General features: G+C 65.6%; 12 protein-coding genes. 6 read left to right on the forward strand and 6 right to left on the reverse strand.

Translation table 11 applies throughout. From position 1 onward, the window contains the following. Positions 1–131: 131 nt before the first annotated feature. Both O3303_RS06995 and O3303_RS07000 read right to left on the reverse strand, forming a co-directional pair. Positions 132–3,971 (reverse strand): carboxypeptidase-like regulatory domain-containing protein, encoded by a 3,840-nt coding sequence (locus O3303_RS06995; RefSeq protein ID WP_269561346.1) that lies wholly within the window; start codon positions 3,969–3,971, stop codon positions 132–134. Next, a complete protein-coding gene (locus tag O3303_RS07000; RefSeq protein WP_269561347.1) occupies positions 3,972–6,317 on the reverse strand; it encodes a hypothetical protein in 2,346 nt (781 codons plus the stop codon). Between the two features lie 243 nt (positions 6,318–6,560). Between O3303_RS07000 and O3303_RS07005 the strand changes: the two genes are divergently transcribed. Then, positions 6,561–6,797 carry a hypothetical protein gene (locus tag O3303_RS07005; protein WP_269561348.1) on the forward strand — a complete coding sequence of 79 codons (237 nt, stop codon included), beginning with the start codon at positions 6,561–6,563 and terminating at the stop codon, positions 6,795–6,797. A 216-nt stretch (positions 6,798–7,013) separates the two neighbouring features. Here the strand turns inward: O3303_RS07005 and O3303_RS07010 are convergent, their stop codons facing one another. Further along, a complete protein-coding gene (locus O3303_RS07010) occupies positions 7,014–8,093 on the reverse strand; it encodes a DNA polymerase beta superfamily protein (RefSeq protein WP_269561349.1) in 1,080 nt (359 codons plus the stop codon). 108 nt (positions 8,094–8,201) lie between these two features. Continuing rightward, complete coding sequence (locus O3303_RS07015; protein WP_269561350.1) at positions 8,202–8,975, reverse strand: nucleotidyltransferase domain-containing protein; 774 nt, start codon at positions 8,973–8,975, stop codon at positions 8,202–8,204. 170 nt (positions 8,976–9,145) lie between these two features. Here O3303_RS07015 and O3303_RS07020 point away from each other — a divergent pair, with 170 nt between their 5' ends. From O3303_RS07020 to O3303_RS07035, 4 genes are all read left to right on the forward strand, one after another. Beyond that, entirely contained in the window at positions 9,146–10,087 is a 942-nt protein-coding gene (locus O3303_RS07020) for a gliding motility protein GldB-related protein (protein WP_269561351.1), read from the forward strand. 74 nt (positions 10,088–10,161) lie between these two features. Next, positions 10,162–11,859 (forward strand): M28 family metallopeptidase, encoded by a 1,698-nt coding sequence (locus O3303_RS07025; protein WP_269561352.1) that lies wholly within the window; start codon positions 10,162–10,164, stop codon positions 11,857–11,859. An 18-nt stretch (positions 11,860–11,877) separates the two neighbouring features. Continuing rightward, a complete protein-coding gene (locus O3303_RS07030; protein ID WP_269561353.1) occupies positions 11,878–12,543 on the forward strand; it encodes a HEAT repeat domain-containing protein in 666 nt (221 codons plus the stop codon). Positions 12,544–12,587: 44 nt separating this feature from the next. Next, on the forward strand, positions 12,588–13,628 hold the full coding sequence (locus O3303_RS07035) for a S41 family peptidase (protein ID WP_269561354.1): 1,041 nt from the start codon (positions 12,588–12,590) through the stop codon (positions 13,626–13,628). Positions 13,629–13,819: 191 nt separating this feature from the next. Here O3303_RS07035 and O3303_RS07040 read toward each other — a convergent pair whose 3' ends face one another. Beyond that, positions 13,820–16,615, reverse strand: coding sequence for a polynucleotide kinase-phosphatase (locus O3303_RS07040; protein ID WP_269561355.1), 2,796 nt, complete (start codon positions 16,613–16,615; stop codon positions 13,820–13,822). Positions 16,616–16,668: 53 nt separating this feature from the next. Beyond that, positions 16,669–18,069, reverse strand: a complete 1,401-nt coding sequence (locus O3303_RS07045) for a 3' terminal RNA ribose 2'-O-methyltransferase Hen1 (RefSeq protein ID WP_269561356.1) — start codon at positions 18,067–18,069, stop codon at positions 16,669–16,671. A gap of 251 nt (positions 18,070–18,320) precedes the next feature. Here O3303_RS07045 and O3303_RS07050 point away from each other — a divergent pair, with 251 nt between their 5' ends. Further along, positions 18,321–19,802 (forward strand): PhoX family protein, encoded by a 1,482-nt coding sequence (locus tag O3303_RS07050; protein WP_269561357.1) that lies wholly within the window; start codon positions 18,321–18,323, stop codon positions 19,800–19,802. Positions 19,803–19,885 lie beyond the last annotated feature (83 nt).

A 19,885-nucleotide genomic window follows, 5' to 3' on the forward strand; every position in this document is an offset into this window, starting at 1 on the left:
ACGATGTAGAGACGCAATATTTTGCGTCTGTCGTTGAACGACCCGGAACCGCGCAGCCTAAACAACATCAGCAACGACGAGACGCAAAATATTGCGTCTCTACATCGTTCTATAAACCAGCCAAACAGCCCCTACTCCACCACGGCCTGCTTGCTGGCCGAGCGGCCGAACCGGGTGGGGAAGTACATCAGCTCGGCTTTGGCGGGGTTGAGGGTGTAGCGGCCGCGGTAGCGCGGCTGCAGCGCCACCCGGAACGTGTGGCGGCCAATGGGCAGCACGTCGATGAAGATGCCGACCTGATGGCGCAGGTATTCGCGGTGCACCTCGAAGGAGTTGCCGGGCGCTTTTTCGCCGTAAGAGCAGCCGGCCGGAATGGGCACTTCCAGCAGCACGTAGCGGGCTTCGGCCTTCACGTCCACGGTCACGAGGAGCTCGGTGGGCTGGCCGGCCTTCAGCAGCACGCGGCTGCCCTCCTGCCCGGCCAGCGTGGTACGCACCCCAAACGGCGCGGCCACCGCCGCCGGCGTGGCATTCCAAAACGACTGATACGCCGTGGCGTACACCGGCAGGCCGCCTTCCTTGCGCAGCACCAGCGGCCCGGCCCCGGCCGCTACGATGGTGTCGAACGGAAATTTGCTTACCTGCTGGCTGAGCGCTCCGCTGAGCTGCGCACGGGCCATCAGACCCTGAGAACCAGCCACCAGCAGGTCGGGAGCTATGGTTTCCAGGATCAGGGCGGCTTCGTAGGTGCTGCCCCAGTGGCTGGCGCTGCGGCGCTGCGGCAGCAGGTAGGTCCGGATGCGGGTCAGCTCGGCTTCCTGGCCGCCGCGGGCGCGCAGCAGGCGGTAGGCCAGCAACGTATTGGCGGTGCGGTCGGGCAGCAGGTAGCGGTAAAAAGCGCCGTCGCGCAGCGTATCGGCATAGAACACGCCGCCCAGCTCGGTGCGCAGGCGGTAGCGGCGCAGCGTGTCCAGCTGAAACGGCAGCCCCAGCTGCTGGCGCAGGTTGGCCAGGGCCAGGTATCGGTCGAGGGGCTGGCGGACCTTTTTGCCCGCCGGGGTTTCGCGCTCCAGGCGCAGCACGTAGGTGCGGAAATCGGGCTGGGCGCCGAGGCGGTGCAGCAGCTGCAGCAGCCGGATCCGGTCGTCGTCGGAGCTGAAATACAGAGCCTCGTAGCGCTGGCCGGTGGGCGTGGCGGCCAGAGCGGCGCGGGCCGCGGCATCGGCAAAGGCCACATCCAGCTGCCGCAGCAGGTACTGGCGCAGCGCGTCCCGGTCGAGCTTTACGGCGTAGCCCTGCTGGGTGGCTTCGAGCAGCGCTTCCACCACGTGCAGCGTGGCCCAGGGGCTGACGGCTACGCCGGGCCAGGTGCCCCACAGGCCCTCGGGCTGGTGGCGGCCGCGCAGCAGGTGCCGGATCAGGCGGTTCACGTCCTTCTCCCCCTCGAAGGGCTGCTTGAGCTGCTCGCGGATGCGCTGCTCCAGCAGCAGGGTTTTCAGCTTGGAGGCGGCCTGCTCGTTGCAGAGGTAGGCGTAGCGCTGCACGTGCCGGATTTCGTCGAGGAGCGTGGGCAGCGGGTCGCTTTCGAGGCGCACCGTCACGGGCCCCAGCTCGGGGTGGATGGGCAGCGTGAGGGTGGTATCGAGGGCGGTGAGCACGGCGAAGGTGCCCACCCGCTCGCGGGTGCCGGCCGGCAGCACCGGCAGGTAGCGCAGCTCACCGTCCTGGTAGCCGTTGGGCTGGGTGAGCTGGAAGCTGACCGCCACCGAATCGGGGCCGCCGGTGGGGGCCGTGAGGGTGAGCGTGTCGAGGGCGGCGGTGGCTACCTGGTGGCGCTGGGTGCGGGCCGGCCCCTCGCCCACCCGGAAGCTGGTCGTGACCTGGGCCGTGTCGGGGAGGTAGTTGAGGGTTTTGCCGAGCAGCTGTGCCCGGTCGCCTTCGATGAGGAAGCGCGGCGCGGCCAGTTCGCCCAGCACGGCCTTGAAGGAGCGCATCAGGGCCGTGAAACTGCCGGTGCGGGCGTGGTCGTCGGAGGCCAGCACGAAGGTGTCCCAGCCGGTGATGTCGTCGGGCACAATGACTTCGGTGCTAGCCCGGCCCTGGGCGTCGGTGACGAGCGAGGGCCGCCACCAGCCGGAATCCGAGAAGCGGCGGCGCAGCGAGAGGCGCGGGTCGCGGCCGGCGGTGGGCTGGCCGTCGGGGCCGATGGCAGTGGCCGGATCGGCGTCGAAACCCAGCGCCCTGCGGCCACCGATGCCGGATTTGGTGGTGATGATGATGACGCCGTTGGCGGCGCGCGAGCCAAACGTAGCGGCCGCGTCAGCCCCTTTCAGCACCTTCATACTTGCAATATCGTCGGGGTTGATATCCGCCTGGTTGCCCGAAAACGGCAGCCCGTCCACAATCAGCAACGGCGCCCCACTCCCACTGAGCGTGCTGATCCCACGGATCTGCACGCCCGTCGCCCGGCCCGGCTGGTCGTTAATGGAAACACCCGCCAGACGGCCCGAAAGTGAGGCACTGGTGATGGTAGAAACCGAGGCCGATAGGTTGCGGCGGCGCTGCTCCACTCCGAAACCTGTCACCACTACTTCACTCAATTGTCTGGAATCTGTGGTTAAGCCCACCAGTATGTCGCGCCCATCCAGCCGGTGTTCAGCCGATGTGTAGCCGATGGAGGATATTACCAGCAGGCCGCCGTCCGGCGGCACGCTCAGCTCGAAACTGCCGTCGGCGTTGGTGCTGGTGCCGATGGTGATGCCTTTGAGCAGCACCGTGACGCCGGGCAGGCCCTCGCCGGTTTGTTTGTCTTCGATGCGGCCGCGCTGCACGCGCCAGCCTGGCTGCGGCACCACGGGCACCGATACCTGCACCTCGCGGCGCTCCTCGCGGGGCTGAGTGGTGGCGTTTGGGCGGGGCAGCCGCTCCTGCACCAGCTGCCGGAAGCGGCGGCGCAGCGCTTGGGCGGCCGGGCCGGCTGGCAGCAAGTCCGCGGAATCCAGCTGCACGTAGGTGGCGCCGTTGGGCTGCACGCTGACTTCCGGGGCCGGGGCCAGCACGGTGCTGTCGGCCAGCAGCAGCGCCAGGCGGCAGAGGCCGGTGGGCAGCGCGTGGATGGTCTGGGGCAGGCCGTGCTCCAGCCGCACGAATTTGGGGTTTCCGGGCTGGGTGAGCAGCGTGTAGAGCACCGGCGGCAGCGTGGCAGGCTGGCGCCGGGCCGCGTTGGCGGCGGCTGGCACCGGCAGGCGCACGGTTAGGCGCCCCTGCCCGGCGGGCGTAGTCACGGGGTTGTGTAGCTCCGGCTCGGGGCTGTAGCTGCTGCGGTAGTAGCTGGTGGCGGGCTGGGGCCGGAGGTCGGCTTCGGTGTAGGCGAAATCCTGGAACGGCAGCAGCCCGAAGCTGGTGGCTTCGCCCAGGCGGCCAAATTCCGAGCCGGCCACGCAGCGCATCTTCAGCAGCCCCACCCCGAAAGTGAAGCGGTAGTTGGGCTCCAGCAGGAACTTACGCCGCAGCCCGTCGGAGCGGCGCAGCAGCACCGAATCGGGGCGGAAGGGGCCGGCGAGGTGGAAGTCGGCGCGGTCGTAGCGGTTGTAGCTGCTGTAGCTGAAGCGGCGCGTGGAAGCGCCGGCCACCGGCACCGGGCGGCCCGCGCCGAGGGGCTGAAGGCGGTTGCCCTGGCGCAGCAACACCTGCTCGTCGTAGTCGCGCTTATCGATCAGCAGCAGAAAGCGCTGCAACTGCTGGCGCTCGGCCTCGGTGAGGGCGCCGCGCTTTTCCACCGTCAGCTCGTGGCAGGGTTGGTTGGGGTCGATGCTGAGCGTGAGCTTGTGCAGGTGGCGCAGCCGCACCCCGCGCAGGGTCACGAGGCGGTTGGGCGTGCGGATGGCCACGGTGTGCTGGCCGCTGTCGGCCACCAGTGCAAACGGCTCCTCGCCGTTGACGCCGGCCACGTACACCGGCACGCCATCCACCTACACGGCCACCGCCGGCTGCACCCGCCCCGAGTCCACCACGAACGGCGCAATCTGGGTGATGCCGCCCGGCGCAAGCTGGTACTCATGGAACGTGCCGTACTCCGGATACAGAAACTGGTAGAAGCGCAACGAGTCCAGCCCGAGGCGCTGCCGCCACGCGCCCCAGGTTAGCGGCTGCTGCCCCGGCCGCTCCGCCTGGTTCTCGAAGCCCGCCCCCAGCCGGAACCGCCGCAACGACAGCCGCCCGGCCACGGCCGGCTCGAAATCAGGGATTTCCGGGGCTTCGTCCACTTCAAACTTACTGGTGTGGGCGTAGGCCGTGAGGTCGGCGCGGGGCACGGGCCGCCCACCGCCATCCGTGACGGTGTACTGCAGCCGCACCCGCTGGCCCGGATACACTACCTCGGGCTGCTCGGCTTGGATCAGCAGGCGGTGCTGGGGCAGCGGCACGTTGTACTCGGCCGTCAGCAGCTGCCCGCCCCAGAAGTAGTGCACCGACACGTACCACGGCTCCGGCTCCGTGGCGGCCATCTGCAGCGCCAAGTCCGGCCCGTAGCCGCGCTGCACCAGCGTGTTGCCGCGGTAGAGGTAGTACCAGAACGGCAGCCGGCGCGGGTTTTCCACGGCCAGCCGGATGGAGTCGGTGGTGCGGTCGGAGCGCAGCAGCAGGCCGGCGTTGTCTTCGCTGAGGGTGAGCTGGGTTTCGTGGCCGGTGGCGTCGAAGAGGCGGTAGCGGGTGGCGCGGGCGTCAAGCGGGCGGGCCAGGGGCAGCGCCACAGTTTCGCGGCGCAGCGTGGGAACCTGGAGGTAGTTGAGGGCCTCGGTTTCGAGAGTGGCCGTGGCCGGTTGGCTGCTGCCACGCACCGCGTAGCGGGCCAGCAGCGAGTCGTGGCGCAGCTCCAGTTGCAGCTCGCCGGGGTCGAGGGTGTAGCTGACGGCCTGGGCCTGGGTGCGGCGCTCGTTGTCGGAGTTGAGGAAGGTGGCCTGCACCGAGTACGTGAGGTTGGCGGCGGGCAGCGCGGTTTCGGGCAGGTTGAGGCGGGTTTCGCCGGTGGCATCGAGGGATTGGGCACGGGTCCAGAGCGTGTCGGGCACAAACACCTGGCGGCCGAGGAAGGCTCCTACCCCGGCCGGCGTCACGCTCAGGCGCACCCGCGCGTCCAGCAGGTTGAGGTCGTTGGCATCCTGGCCGCGCAGAAAAAGGGCCTGTGGCGTGCCACGGCGGTGGGGCGTTTCGGCGGCCCGCAGGGTGTAGCGGGTGTTTTTTAGCTCGTAGTCTTCCAGCCGGAAGCTGCCGCTGGCCAGTTCCTCGCCTTTAGGTCCCGGCTGCGCCAGATACGCACGTATGGGCTGGTCAATCGGCAACCCCAGCGTATCGCTCAGCGGCAGCGTGTACTCATAAGAACCAGGGCGCACGGGCTTGAGCACGGCCAGACTCTTGGGCCGGCCCTGGCCATAAAGACGCAGCTCCAGCGGGCGGTTGTAGGGTTGGCCGTCGCGCTGGCGCAGGATGCGGGCTTTGAGGCGCAGCGTGTCGTTGGTCGGGCGGTACAGGGGCTTGCTGAGCACGAGGTAGCTCACCCATTCGTCTTGGTGCCGGTCCTGGCGGCGGCTCTGGCGCTGGTCGCGCACGTCTTCGCTGAACACCGAGCGCAGCAGACCCACCAGCCCGGTGGTGGTGTACGAGGGATTTCGCAGCTGGAAATACAGGCTGCGCACCGGCCGGGTGAGGTAGCCCAGCGGAAAGCCATACACCACCCGCCGCCAGCCCCAGACCGGCCGCCGACGCTCCCCACTCGGAAACGTCTGTTCCAGCGCATGAAACGTGGTGCGCCCGGCGTGCTCCACGGCCAGCAGGCCCGCCCGGCCGGCTTTGCCGGGCAAGCGGTAGCTGCGCGTGGCGGCATCAAACGGCACCACCTGGCCTTTGGGCAAACTCACGCGGGCATCTTCGAGCAGGCGCCCGAGCGAGTCGCGCACGAGCAGCGTGAGGTCGGTCTGGTTATCGAGCAGCGTGAGCTGGCGGTCCGTGACGGCACGCAGCCAGTACACCAGCTGGGCGCCTTCGGTGTGGGCCACCAGGTAGTAGCCGGGCGGCAGCGGGCGGCGCCGGCCAAGGGCAGCGCTGTCGGTCGGAAACGAGTCGACGGGCTGGGTGAAGAACTCGGGCCGGGCCCGGCCGAGGTCGGTTTCGTAGAGCTGCCGGGTCTGGGCGTCGGTGAGGCGGAAGACTTTGGTGAGGTAGCTGCGCTGGCGGGCGGTGGCTAGGCGCTGCTGGGCGGGCAGGGGCAGCGGCAGCGCAAACAGCAGCAGGCAGAACAGGGCGCGTAACGGTAGGGACATAAACAGGGCCGGATAGAGTGTTTCCCTGCTGATGCCGCCCGGCCCCACATTCCACACCGCGCCGGTAGCCGGCAGCAACTATTGGGGTCGAAACCGATGAAATTCCGTTCGGCAATAGTGCTTTTTTGGCATCATTTTAAGAGCTAAGTGGCACGATTAGAAGAATATGCAGCCTTTTACACTTCGAATGCAATTTTCCGCAGCAGCTCGCAGTTTTACAGCCACACCAATGCTGCTTGCCTTATGTTCAGGACCCTGCTGCTGTTTTTTGCCCTGTTGCTCGTGAGTGGCGCCGAGCCCTCCGAAGCCGCCCGGCCCACGGCCTACGCCCGCGCCAAGATGAAGGGCCGCACCTTCACGCACCGCCCCTTCTACAAAAGCTACAAAGGCCGCAAAAGCCACAAAAAGCGGACTTTCCACTTCGGCCAGAGCGGCCACAGCAAAACCAAGTATTCCAGCAAGCGCACCGGCCGGCTCTAGGCCAACCGGACGCCCCGCCGAAAAAGCCCGCCGTGCAGCCAAGCTGCGCGGCGGGCTTTTTCGTGTGTCTGACACCCTCGTTCTGGCGGTTCGCCTCACCCCACGGCCCCCTCTCCGAAAAGGAGATGAGGAAACGAACGATTGGGGTTGGTTTGCCAGACTCAATTTCGAGGATGCTTCAGTAAGCTTCTTGCAGGAGCCTGGACGGCAGGCGTTCTACGCTACCTGCGCCGCATACCACGCCCGCCGCACCTGCACCAGCAGCTGCTCAGCGGCGGCACGGTCGGGCGTTTCGGGCAAACCGGAGGCCGCAAAGGCGGCTTCTACGCGGGTTACGAGGGCTTCGGCCTCGGCTACCAACTGCTCGTATTCGAACTCGCCGCGGCGGATTTGCAGCAGAAACTCCCGGTTGGGGCGGCGCACGTGCAGGCGGCCGGTGGTGGCAATTTCCAGGGCCATTCCCAGCAGCCGGAACACGTGGAGCATGTTCTTGGCATCGTAGTTTTTGCCGTGCTGCACGGTGTTCTGGTACCGCTCGGGGTTGCGCTTCTGCTCCCACTCCTGGTACTCCCGAAACACCCGGCAGTAGGTGCTGTAGCCGTTGCGGTTGAAGCTTAGGTAGGCCACGGGCGTCTCCCCTTTCGGCACGGCCGAGAGCAGCACATCCTGGGAAGTTTCCGCGTCGCGCAGCAGGCCCCGGTAGCCGTGGCGGCGGTCCGGCGTTTCGTCCACGAACAGGGCGTACAAATCCGTCAGGTGGTTCACGTTGGCCAGGCCGCACTGGCTGGCCTGGATGCCGCGCCGGTCCAGCCAGGTGGCTACGGGCTGCGCGCCCGCGCCCACCGTCACGTAGCAGAAATCCAGCACCGACTTGCGGGCGGGCGGCTCGGGGTGGTTGATTTTCTTGTTGAGGCCTTTGGCTTTGCGAATCTGGGCCACGGCGTACTCGGCAAAGCTCTGGCGGCACAGCTGCGAAAGAAAATCCTCCACCTGAAACGCCTCGAACAGCGGGTGCCGGAACCGCACGCAGTCCGCGGGCGAGGCCAGCAGCTCCAGGGCCGTGGGGTTGCTTTTGAGCAGCAGCTCCGCGAAGCGGCGCAGCTCGTAGTACACCTCGTCGTTGGTTTCGTTGGCTACCTGGGGCACGTAGTCGAGGCCGTAGAACTCGATTTCGGGCAGGATGAACACGCCCTTGAGGTCCACATCGGAGTGGGGCAGGTCGGTGCCGTAGGCGCGGCTGCCGCTCAAGGCCTCGAACAGGATGAGGCCCCGCTGGCGCAGATCGTGGATGGTCATAGTAGAACGATTGTAGAGACGCGACACTTCGCGTCTCGTCGTTGCTGATGTTGTGATAAAGGGGGCCGTTGCCGGTCGTTCTGGCGGGAGACGCGAAGTGTCGCGTCTCTACAATCGTTCATCGACAGCCAGCCACGTCCGAAATACGGCATCCAGCGCCGGCGTCGGTTCAGGATGGCGCATTACGGGCAGCGTTTCGCGGGCGGCCAGCGTGGCTTCGTACTCAGCCTGCAGGAAATCAACCAGAAGTACCGGACGCGGCACCGTGGTTTTCTCGTCGGCGGTGGCTTTGCGGGCCAGTAGCTCGTCCACGACACTGTTTAGCTCCGGCGGCAGCAGTGCCCGGAGCACCGCAAACTCCATCGGCGGCACTTCGGCCGGGCGCTGCCGTATCCAGCGGGCGGCTAGCGTGGAGCGCAGGGCGTAGAACAGCCGTTTCAGCCGTACTTCCTCGCCCGTTAAATCGTCCAGTACGCCGCGCCGCATCAGGCCCGCGTAGTGGTGCAGGCCGGCCCGCGGGTTCCAGCAGGCCGGCAGCAGCGACTCCAGCACCGCCCGAAACCCGCCCGCCTCCCGGTACACCACCGGCGACTGCAGCCACTCGAAAAGGGCCGCGTTGGAGCCGCGCAGCAGCTTCAGGGTCTTGCGCAGCTCCCAGCCGGCCAGGTCCAGCTCGTCATCCACGGGGAAGTTGAGCGTGTCGGGGCCGTCGTCGAGGGTCAGGTACCAGTCGGCCGCATGGCTATAGATGAAGCGCACGTCGTAGTCGGAATCCGGCGAGGGAAAGCCCCAGGCCCGGCTGCCCGACTCGCAGGCGTACAGAATGCGGATGTGGTGCGTGGCTTCGAGCTGGGTGAGGGCAGTTTGGATGCGGGCGTGCACGGGTAAAGGCAATAAAATGACTGGCCTAAAGGTATCAGGGAACAAGTGCCCATATTGGGGCGGCCGGCTGTTTTTTTCGATGTTGCGCTGTCCATCGTCCGCCGAAAGCAGCTGGCGTGGCCTATCCTTATTCCGCGTCAGCCTCCGGCAGCGTATACACTAGCCTTTTTATGCGCCGTTTATTATTCGTCGGCCTGCTCCTGACCACCTGCTGCACCAGCCGACCGGCGCGGGTAGAGCAGGTACAACTGATTACGCAGGACCTCGACAACTTCTGGGCCGCGTATCCGGCGGCCCTGCGCGACACGGCTCAGGCGTACCGGATTTTTCAGGAGCAGTATTTTGCCAAGGCCTCGCCCGGCCTGCGCGACTATTACGCCCGTAAATACCAAAACGACCCGGTGCAGTTTGCCCGGCGCATCACCCAACGGCCGCGCTACTACACTTCTATACGCCAGACCACGCTGGCGGTAGCCGCCCAGAAACCGCAGATTCTATCGGCTTTCCGGCAGTTGCAGGCGCTTTATCCGCCGGCCCGTTTTAGCCACATCTATTTTCTGGTGGGCGGTTTCGCGGGCAGCACGGCCCAACCGCCGGGCCTGCTTATCGGCCTCGACCAGACGGCCAACGGCCCCGGCGTGGACACCTCGGAGCTGACCTTGGTGCAGCGCAACCGCTGCGGCCCCATCACGGATCTGCCCAGCCTGATAACCCACGAAATGGTGCACAACGTGCAGCAGCGCAACGATGGGATGCTACTCAGCGCGGCTATCCGGGAAGGTATGGCCGATTTTGTGGCGGAACTGGTGACCGGAACTTTGGGCAACAACGCCCGGCTGCATGCCTACGGTAACGCCCATGCGGCCGCGCTGTGGCGCGCCTTCCGGCAGGAAATGCGCGGCACTGACACCCACAACTGGCTGGCCAACAGCGCGCAGGAAACCACCGAAAAACCCTGCGACCTGGGCTACTACGTGGGCTACAAGATCTGCCAAGCCTACTACACCAAATCCGCCGACAAAAAGCAGGCCCTGGCCACGATGCTCACCACCCACGACTTCCCGGCCTTCCTGGCCCGAAGCGGTTATGCCGGAATTTCTCGTACGCCGTAGCCTCCGCAGCCTCAATTACGCTTACATTTCCTCCGACCAATCCGGTTGTCCGCCAACTCCCCGCTCCACACGCTATGCCCTCTTCCACTCATTTCCCGGCCCGCCTGCTCCCGGCCGGCCTCCTGCTGACCCTGGCTCTGGCCGGCTGCCAGTCGAAGCCCGCCGCCACCGAAACGGCCGCCACCGCTGCCCCGGATACTGCTGACGCCATCAGCGCGGCCAGCATCAGCAAGTACCTGCAGGCGGTTTCCTCGGATGAGATGCTGGGGCGCAAGCCGTTTACGGCGGGTGAGCAGCGCAGCACCCAGTATCTGGCCGATGAGTTCAAGCGCCTCGGGCTGCAGCCGGGTCCCAACGGCACGTATTCCCAGCCAGTACCGCTGGTGGAAATTACGGGCACGCCTTCCGCTACCCTGCAAATCAAGGGTAAAGGCCAGCCGCTGAGCCTGCAGTACAAGACCGATTTCGTGGCCTTCACCCAGCGCGAACAGGCGCAGGTCAGCGTTACGAACTCGGAGTTGGTGTTTGCCGGCTACGGCGTGGTGGCCCCCGAGTACGGCTGGGACGACTACGCCGGCCTCGATGTGAAGGGCAAAACCGTGGTGGTGCTCGTCAATGACCCCGGCAACGCGGGCCAGGACTCCACTTTGTTCAAGGGCCGGGCCATGACCTACTACGGCCGCTGGACCTACAAATACGAGGAAGCCGCCCGCCACGGCGCCGCCGGTCTGCTCATCGTGCACGATACCCAGCCGGCCGCTTACCCCTGGAGCGTGGTGCTGAGCGGAGCCACCAGCCCCAAGCTGCGCGCCCAAACCGCCAACAAAGGCGCCGACAAGTGCGCCCTGGAAGGTTGGCTGACCCTGGACGCGGCCAAAAAGCTGTTCCAGACCGCCGGCCTCAGCTACGACGAGCTCTACGCCGCCGCCAATACCCGCGGCTTCCGGCCCCGGCCGCTGGGCGGGCTCACGCTCACGACCGGCATCCAGAACAAGCTGCGCCACCAGACCTCGCGCAACGTGCTGGCCGTTCTGCCCGGCACCACCCGTCCCCAGGAGTACATCCTCTATTCGGCCCACTGGGACCATTTCGGCATCGGTAAAGCCATTGCCGGCGACTCCATCTACAACGGGACCGTGGACGACGGCACCGGCTTGGCCGCCCTGCTGAGCATTGCCGAAGCCTTCCAGCAAGCCAAGCAGAAGCCCCAGCGCAGCCTCGTGTTTCTGGCCGTAACCGGCGAAGAGCAGGGGCTGCTGGGCTCGGCCTACTACGCCCAGCACCCGCCCTTCCCGCTCAACAAAACCGTGGCCGACCTGAACATGGACATGCTCTGGCCCTACGGCCCGATGAAGGACCTGACGGTTATCGGCTACGGGCAGTCGGAGCTGGAAGACTACGCCCGCGCCGCCGCTAAGGAGCAAAACCGCTACCTGCTGCCCGACCAGACGCCCGAAACCGGCATGTTCTACCGCTCCGACCACTTCAGCTTCGCCCACGTGGGCGTGCCCTCGCTCTACGCCAGCGGCGGTTTCGAGAGCCGCACCGGCGGCAAGGCTACCATCGCCCAACAGCGCCAGAACTACACCTCCACCATGTACCACAAGCCCGCCGACCAGTTCGACCCCAGCTGGGACCTGACCGGCATTGCCCAGGACGCCCAGCTTTACTTCCGCGTGGGCCAGCGCCTGGCGGGTGAAACCACGTTTCCGCAGTGGCGCGCAGGCTCGGAGTTCAAGGGGGCGCGGGACAAGAATATGGGCGGGCGATAAACGCTATAAGAAAGTTATATGACAGCTGAAGAAGCACTAAAGCACTTACGTTCGACCGATACTGAAGAACAGTTAGCCATCTTGAGGGAGCTTTCTTCGCTGGAAGCAATGCCCGAGCTGTACGATACGACGGTAGAAAACCTTCGGAGCCCGGAGCCCGGAGTAGTGTTTTTCAGCCTCGATATGCTGATCAAGAAGTACGCTGCCCAAACGCGGAGAGACGCGGAGCTGCTCACGCCGCAACTGATTCAGCTGCTAAGTACAGGCTATGGGCCGGTAGTTGACCGAGCTATCTGGGCCTTGAGCGTAACGGGCGAAAACTCAATAAACGAGCTAATTAGGTGCATTATTTCTTCTACGGATGAGCGTAGCCGAGAAGCATATACTTGGGCATTAAGCAGAAACGCCCACATCCGTCAGTATCCGATGCTGGTAGTTACCACATTGCGAGGGCTGTTACAGGATAAGAATCCTCATATCCAATACGCTGCCCTGAATGCGCTGATGGATATGAGCCCTCTTCGGCCATTCGAAAGATTGGCTAGTGATGCATATGACTTTGAGCCAGTCTACACCGAGTTGGAAGTAACGGCGCAAGCACTGCTGAAAGCGCACATCTTTGATACAGAATGGATTGATAGATACCTCGAATTATTGCACAATCGACACAAACCAAACCATTAAGTCGCCCCAGCCAACCCTACCGGCCGAATCCGCATCTTCCCGGCATGAAAAAACTATTGCTCGTGACCTTATGCGCGGCGGTTACTTCCGTGGCCCGCGCCCAAACTACCCCGGCCCCGCTCCCCGATTCCGTGCAGGCCTTCCTCGATAAGAGCCTGACGCTGCTGGAAACGCACTCCTTGGAGCGCAACGCCGTGAACTGGACCCAGCTGCGCCAGACGGTGCAGCAGAAAGCTCGGGGCGCGCAGTCGGTGCGGGAGCTGCTGCCGGTTTACCCCTATGTGTTCGAGCAGCTCCGGGACGACCACGGCTGGCTGACCTACAAGGGCAAAACATACAAGTGGCGCAATACCGCCCGCCCCGCCTACGCCAACGCTGCCGTGAAGCAGGCCCTGGCCCATAAGCCCGGTCTGGTTATCCGGATGCTGCCCGGCCGCATCGGTTACGTGCAGCTGCCGGGCATCAACGCCGGGGGCAGCCTCGAAGCCATGCAGGCGGCGGCCCTGGTGGTGCAGGATTCCCTGTGCCGCAGCAACCCCGACCAGGCCCGGGCCTGGATCATCGACCTGCGCCTGAACGACGGCGGTGCCATGGCCCCCATGCTGGCCGGCCTCGCCCCCCTCATCGGCGACGGCCACCTGGGCGGCTTCGTGGACAAGGACGGCAAACCCGACCAGCAGTGGTACCTCCGCCAGGGCAATTTCTACCTGGATTCGATGCAGGTCACGACGCTGCCAAACCGCTGCCCCATGCGCCGCACCGATAAGCCCGTGGCCGTGCTGCTCAGCGGGATGACCGCCAGCTCGGGCGAAATCGTGGCCATCAGCCTGCGGGGCCGCCCCGCCACCCGCTCGTTCGGGGAGCCCACCTACGGGGCCACCACCGCCAACGAAAGCTACCGCATCAGCGGCAGCAGCTACCTCACCATCGCCGGCATGCAGGAAACTGACCGCAACCACGTCATCTACAACACCAGCCTCACCCCCGACGTCCCCATCCCCGGCGGCGACAACTTCGCAGACCTAAGCAAAGACGCCAAAGTAGCCGCGGCGCTGAAGTGGCTGAAGAAGCAGAAAAGCCGGTAGTCCGCCGTACGGCAAATGGTTGAGAGACCGGTCTTACCTGTTTAGGCATTGTCATGCTGAGCTTGCCGAAGCATCTCTACCGCTTCGTTGGATTACTACCGCAACCGCAACGAAGCGGTAGAGATGCTTCGACTCCGCTCCGCTTCGCTCAGCATGACGGAAAAGAGCTTTTACCGCGACTAAAATACGCCCTACAGCCGCGGGTCCACGGCTTCACTTTCCAGGGCCAGCACGCCGAACACGCACTGGTGCACCTCGCGCAGGGGGGCGCCGGCCACGAACCGTTCCAGACCTTCCACGCCCAGCGCAAATTCGCGCAGGGCGAGGTTGCGCTTGGACTTCACGTTTCGCTCGCGCAGGCGTTCCAGGTTGCCGGGCAGCAGGTAGTCGGGGCCGTAGATGATGCGCAGGTACTCGCGGCCGCGGCACTTGAGGGCGGGCTGCACCAGTTGTTTCTGGCCGGTGGGGATGAAGTCGTAGGGCTTCACTACCATGCCTTCGCCGCCGGCCGCGGTGAGGTCCAGCCACCATTGGGTGGCGGCTTCCACGTCGGCAATGTCGCGCAGGTGCACCACGCGGTAGGGCGTGGCGCGGAGCAGGTCTTCGTCGGCGAGGCAGAGGGCGCGCAGGGTTTCCATGTGCCAGGCATGGTCTTTATCGAAGTAGGTGCGGCCCTCGGTGGCGAGCAGGTGGAACGGGGCCAGGCGCAAATCGGCGAGGCTGTCCACGGGCCAGCAGTAGCGGCGGTAGGCTTCGGCGTAGTGCTGGGCGGCCGACTGGCGGGCGGTAGTGCGGGCTAGCAGCGCCTCCACCCCATCGAGGCCCCGGCCAGCGGCCTGGGTGAGGATGGCCGCCGCTTCGGGCAACGCGGCGGTAGCAGCGGCGGCGACGGCGGCGTACTGGTTCTTGATCAGCTCCTGGGCCTTGGCCGACCACGGTAGCAGCTCGGCATCGAGGCAGACCCAGTCGGTGCTGAACCGCTCCCAGAAGCTGCTGGCCGTAAGGGCGTCCTGCAAACGGGTGAGGAAGGCGGCTTCCAGCGCGGCATCGGTGAAGAAGTTGCGGCCGGTGCGGGTGTACACCTTGCCCGGCCCCTCGCCCACCACCCCGAAGCGGCGGCGCGCGGCGTCCTCGGAGCGGGCCAAAACCACCACCACGCGGCTGCCCATGTGCTTTTCCTCGCACACCACCCGCTCCAGGCCCTGGCGGCGGAAGTAGTCGAAAGCTTCGGCGGGGTGCTCCAGCATATCCGGCAGCGCCGAGGTTTCGGAGGGGCTCATGGTGGGCGGCAGATACAGCAGCCACTTGGGGTTTAGGGCAAACCGACTCATCACCTCCAGCGCCGCCGCCGCATTTTCCTCCCGAATAGTCACCGACGGCAACAGCCGCGTCTTGATGATCTGCTTGCCCAGCACATCCTGCAAATCCAGCAGGTCGTCGTGGGCTTGCTGGGCAGAGAGGTGAGTTGTCAATTGCTGGTTGTCGGTTGTCAGTCCGTTCTGAGTATCAGAGAATCCTTCACCAACAACTGACAACTGATTACTGGCAACTGACAACTCGGCCCGAAGCGGCCGCACCGGCTCACAGTACACCGCGGCGGCGGGCACCGATACCAGCTCCCGCTCGGGGTAGCGCAGGGCGGTGAGGCGGCCGCCGAACACGCAGCCGGTATCAATGTCGATGGTGTTGTTGAGCCACTCGGGGTCGGGCACGGGCGTGTGGCCGTATACCACGGTGGCCCGGCCACGGTACTCGGCGGCCCAGTTGTAGCGCACCGGCAGCCCAAACTCATCGATTTCGCCGGTAGTTTCGCCGAACAGCGCGAAGGCCCGCACGGCGCCCGAGCCGCGGCCCTGCATTTCCTCGCGCATACCCGCGTGGGCCACCACCAGCTTGCCGCCATCGAGCACGTAGTGGCTCACCAGCCCATCCAGAAACTGCCGCACCTGCGCCTTAAACGTGTCGGATTCCGAGGCTAGCTGCTGCACCGTTTCCGCAAAACCGTGCTTTTCGTTGACCTGCTTGCCATTCAGGTAGCGCAGCAGCTTGATGTCGTGGTTGCCGGGCACGCACAGCGCCAGCCCGCTTTGCACCATGCTCATCACCAGCCGCAGCACTTTGGGCGAATCGGGGCCACGGTCCACCAAGTCGCCGAGGAACAGGACCCGACGAGGGACCTCCCCCCCTAACCCCCTCTCCCGTGGAGAGGGGGAACTAGACTCTAAATTTATAGAGGTAGAAGAACTAGCAGCCAGTTCTCCCTCTCCACGGGAGAGGGGGTTAGGGGGTGAGGCCATCCGCGACACGCGCATGCCCAAATCCCGCGCATCGTGGCGGGGTTCCTCCTCCACAGTATAGCCCAGCTCCGCGAGCAGCTGCACCAGCTCCAGATAGCAGCCATGCACGTCGCCGATGATGTCGAAGGGGCCGGTTTCCTGCTTGCGGTTGCTGTAGAGCGGGTCGCGCTGCACCGCCTGCACGGCGTCAATTTCCTCGGGGCCGCGCAAATGGTACACGTGGCGGAAGCCTTCCTGCTTGAGCGACTTCAGGCTGCGACGCAGCTGCTGACGCTGGTTCGGGATGACGTGGCGGCCCAGGTGCTGGCGCTCGGCGCGCTGGCGGTTGCGGTCCTCGGCCAGACGGTCGGGCACGTCGAGGACGACGGCGGTGGGCAGCACGTGGTAGTCGCGGGCCAGCTGAATCAGGGTTTTGCGGGCTTCGGGCTGCACATTGGTGGCGTCCACCACCGTCAGCAGGCCGCGCTTGAGGCGCAGGCCCACCAGGTAGTGCAGCAGCGCAAAGGCCTCCGGCGTGGCCGACTGGTCGTTTTCATCATCCGCCACCAGCGCCCGGCACTGGTCCGACGACACAATTTCGGTGGCCTGAAACAGCCGCCGCGCAAACGTGGATTTGCCCGCCCCCGAGGTACCGATGAGCAGGACGAGGGAGAGTTCGGGGAGTTTGAGGGAGGTAGTATTCTGGGACATAGCTAATCAAAGCGAAGCAGGATAATAGACGGTAAACGGTGGTTCGGCGGACTTTACCGCTCAAACACGGCCAGCTGCGAGGGCGCGCCCACTTCGGCGGCTTCCGGGCCCAGCGGCTCCAGGCGCACCCGGTAACCGTGACGCGCGGCCACACCGTCGGCCCAGGTGGCAAACTCGGCCCGGGTCCACTCGAAGCGGTGGTCAGCGTGGCGGAAGTCGCCGGCCGCGAGGGTTTCGTAGCGCTGGTTGTAGTCGGCGTTGGGGGTGGTGACGAGCACGCTGCCGGGCCGGGCGCGGGCAAATACCACCTGCTCGAAGGCGGCCAGCCGGTTTTCGTCGAGGTGCTCAATGACTTCAACCACGGCCGCCGCGTCGTAGCCGGCCAGGCGGGCATCATGGTAGAGCACCGACCCCTGGGCCAGCGTCAGCCGCTCGCGCTGGCGCGGGGGCATCTCCGCGAGGTGCAGCCGCTGCCCGGCCCGCTCCAGCTCCCGCCAGCTCACATCCATAGCCAGCACGTGCTCCACCTGGGGCTGCAACAGCAGCCGGCGCACCAGCTTGCCTTCGCCGCAGCCCAGGTCCAGCACGCGCTTCGACCCCAGCTCCCGGATTACCTCGGCCACGCGGTCCAGGCGCTGGTCGTGGAGCTTCTGGCCGGGATTTGCGGGTTGCGGGCTGTCAGTGGTCAATTCAGCAACGGGCTCGTCGTCCCCGGCATCCTTCTCCACGGCCAGCAGCCGCGCCAGCGTGGGGTTCACGTACTCGGCGAAGCGCAGGTAGCGGCGCGTGATAAACTCCCGCTCGGGGTGGCGCGGCAGCCACTCGCCGCCGCGCAGCAGCAGCTTTTCGGCCTCGGCCGGCCCGATGTAGTAGTGCTTGTTGTTGTCGAGGACCGGCACGAGCACGTAGAGGTGGGTGAGCAAATCGCGCAGGCGCAGGGCCGGGTGGCGCAGCCGCAGCGTGTAGTAGTGGCTGTCGCCCCACTCCGGCCGGGTTGGGTCGAGCGGGTGGGCCTCGGTTTCGATTTCGTAGCCCAGCGGCGCAAACAGGCGGTGCAGCTGCGCGGGGCTGGCGGCCGGCACCACGGCCACGGTGGCTTCCAGCGGCAGCAGCGCATCGGGCAGGCCGGGGCGGTCCTGGCAGGTGCCGTTCATGGCCGTGTTGAAGGATTTGGCCAGAGCCGTGCTCAGAAACGACGACGCCACGTAGGGCCGGTCGTTCACGTACTGGGCCAGCGCGAAGTTCTCGGCGGCGCCCTTCTGGCTGCGCACCAGCCCCACGGGGTCAATTTCGAGCAGCAACGCCACGGTGCAGCGCTCCGAGGTGGCTTCGGGGTAGAAGATGTGGGCCTGCCCGGCGGTGAGCTCCAGCGTCTGGAGGCGGGCGGGGTTCTTGTGCAGCAGGTAGCCCAGGTCGGTGGCGGGCTGGTGGGTGGTGCTAATGGTGAGCAGCATACGGCAGGCGGATAACGATATAACACGGCCCCGCGGATGATTGCCGGGCGGGGCGCAAGATACGCAGCCGGCGGCCCGCCCGATACCCTCCGCACAGGGTCGCGCAGCCTTTCTCTGGCAGTGGCTTCACACCAGGTTAACTATTTGGAAACGACTATATAACATATAGAAAATCATACCGTAACACGGGCCGGATACTTTTGGGCATCCTTCCAGGGCGCCCTGCCGCCGCTTATTTTCCTGCCTGCCCTATGCATACTCCTACCCTTTCGGCCCGCCTGCTGGCGGCGCTGGCCCTCTCCGCGGCGCTGGCCGCCTGCTCCGACGACAGCGACGAGGCCTCGACTATCGGCGTCAAGCTCGATAACTACTCCGTGACGCCAGTGCTGGCCAAAACCCAGCCGGGCTTCGAGGGCGTGAAGATGTATTCGCTCATCAGCTCCGACGACAAGCTGGCCGCCACGCCCGACTTCATGTTCGGGGGCTCGGCCGACGGAGCGGGCCTGCTGCGCAACCCCGACGGCAAAGGCTTCACTATGCTGGTCAACAACGAGGACAACATGGCCATTGGCCGGGTGCGCTTCGACGAAACCCTGCGTCCCATCGGGGGCGAGTACCTGCTCAACTCCGACGGCGGCCGGTGGCGCCTATGCTCGGGTACGATGGTGACGCCCGAGGAGCACGGTTTCGGCCCCTACTTCCTGAGCGCCGGCGAAAGCGCCGTGGATGCCCAGACCCACCTGATTCAGCCCTTCGCCGACAACAACACCCAGAGCACGCCCAAAGGGGTGCGGGGCCTGGGCTACTGGAGCGCCGAAAACGCCGTGCCCCTGCCCAAAACGGCCTATCCGGGCAAAACCGTGGTGCTCATCGGCGAGGATGCCTCCGACGCCACCGGCGGCCAGCTGGCCCTGTACCTGAGCAACGCCCTCGGCGACCTCGACGGCGGGCAGCAGTACATGCTGCGCCGCCGCGACCTGAATCAGCGCGAAAAGGACATGGCAACGGGCCAGCGGTACGACGTGGAATTTGTAGCCATCCCCGATTATAAGAGCCTCACCGGCACCCAGATGCAGGCCCAGGTTGACCCACTGAAGGCCCTCAAGTTCGGCCGGGTCGAAGACATCGACTACCGCAAAGGCAGCGGCGCCAACGGCCGCGAGGTATACTTCAACGTGACGGGCCAGGACTTCACGGGCGTGAATGCCGACCAGAGCCGCACCAAGTGGGGCCGCACCTACCGCCTCGTACTCAACGAGCAAAACCCGCTGCTGGGCACTCTGGAGCTGGTTCTCGACGGCGACGACCGCGCCGGCAAGGCGAAGGACTTCCAGAATCCCGACAACATCTGCGTGACCCAGAACTACGTGTATGTGCAGGAAGACTCGAACGGCTACGGCACCGAAACCCACGACGCCTACATCTACCAGTACGCCATTGCCACCGGCGAGCTGAAAAAGGTGCTGGAGCTGGACCACCGCCGCACCGAAACCGACAAGGACAAGTACAACGTGACGGGCACCAGCTACACGCCGGCCGCCTCCACCAAAGGCAGCTGGGAGTACGGCGCGATGATCGATGTATCGGAGGTATTGGGCCAGCCCAACACGTTTGCCCTGTGCATCCAGCCCCATTCCTGGCGCGCCCAGAAATACAAGGACGGCGGCGCCCGGCCCAACAACGGCAACGACCAGGCCAGCCAGGTAGTTATTCTCAGCGGCCTGCCCCGCTAAGCTCTGCCATTGTTAGCTCCCGATTATTAGGGCCACTATCGTTAGCCGCTACGCCTATCCGATTACGCTTACCACGCGCTGCT

Source organism: Hymenobacter canadensis (assembly GCF_027359925.1).
GTDB classification, from domain to species: domain Bacteria; phylum Bacteroidota; class Bacteroidia; order Cytophagales; family Hymenobacteraceae; genus Hymenobacter; species Hymenobacter canadensis.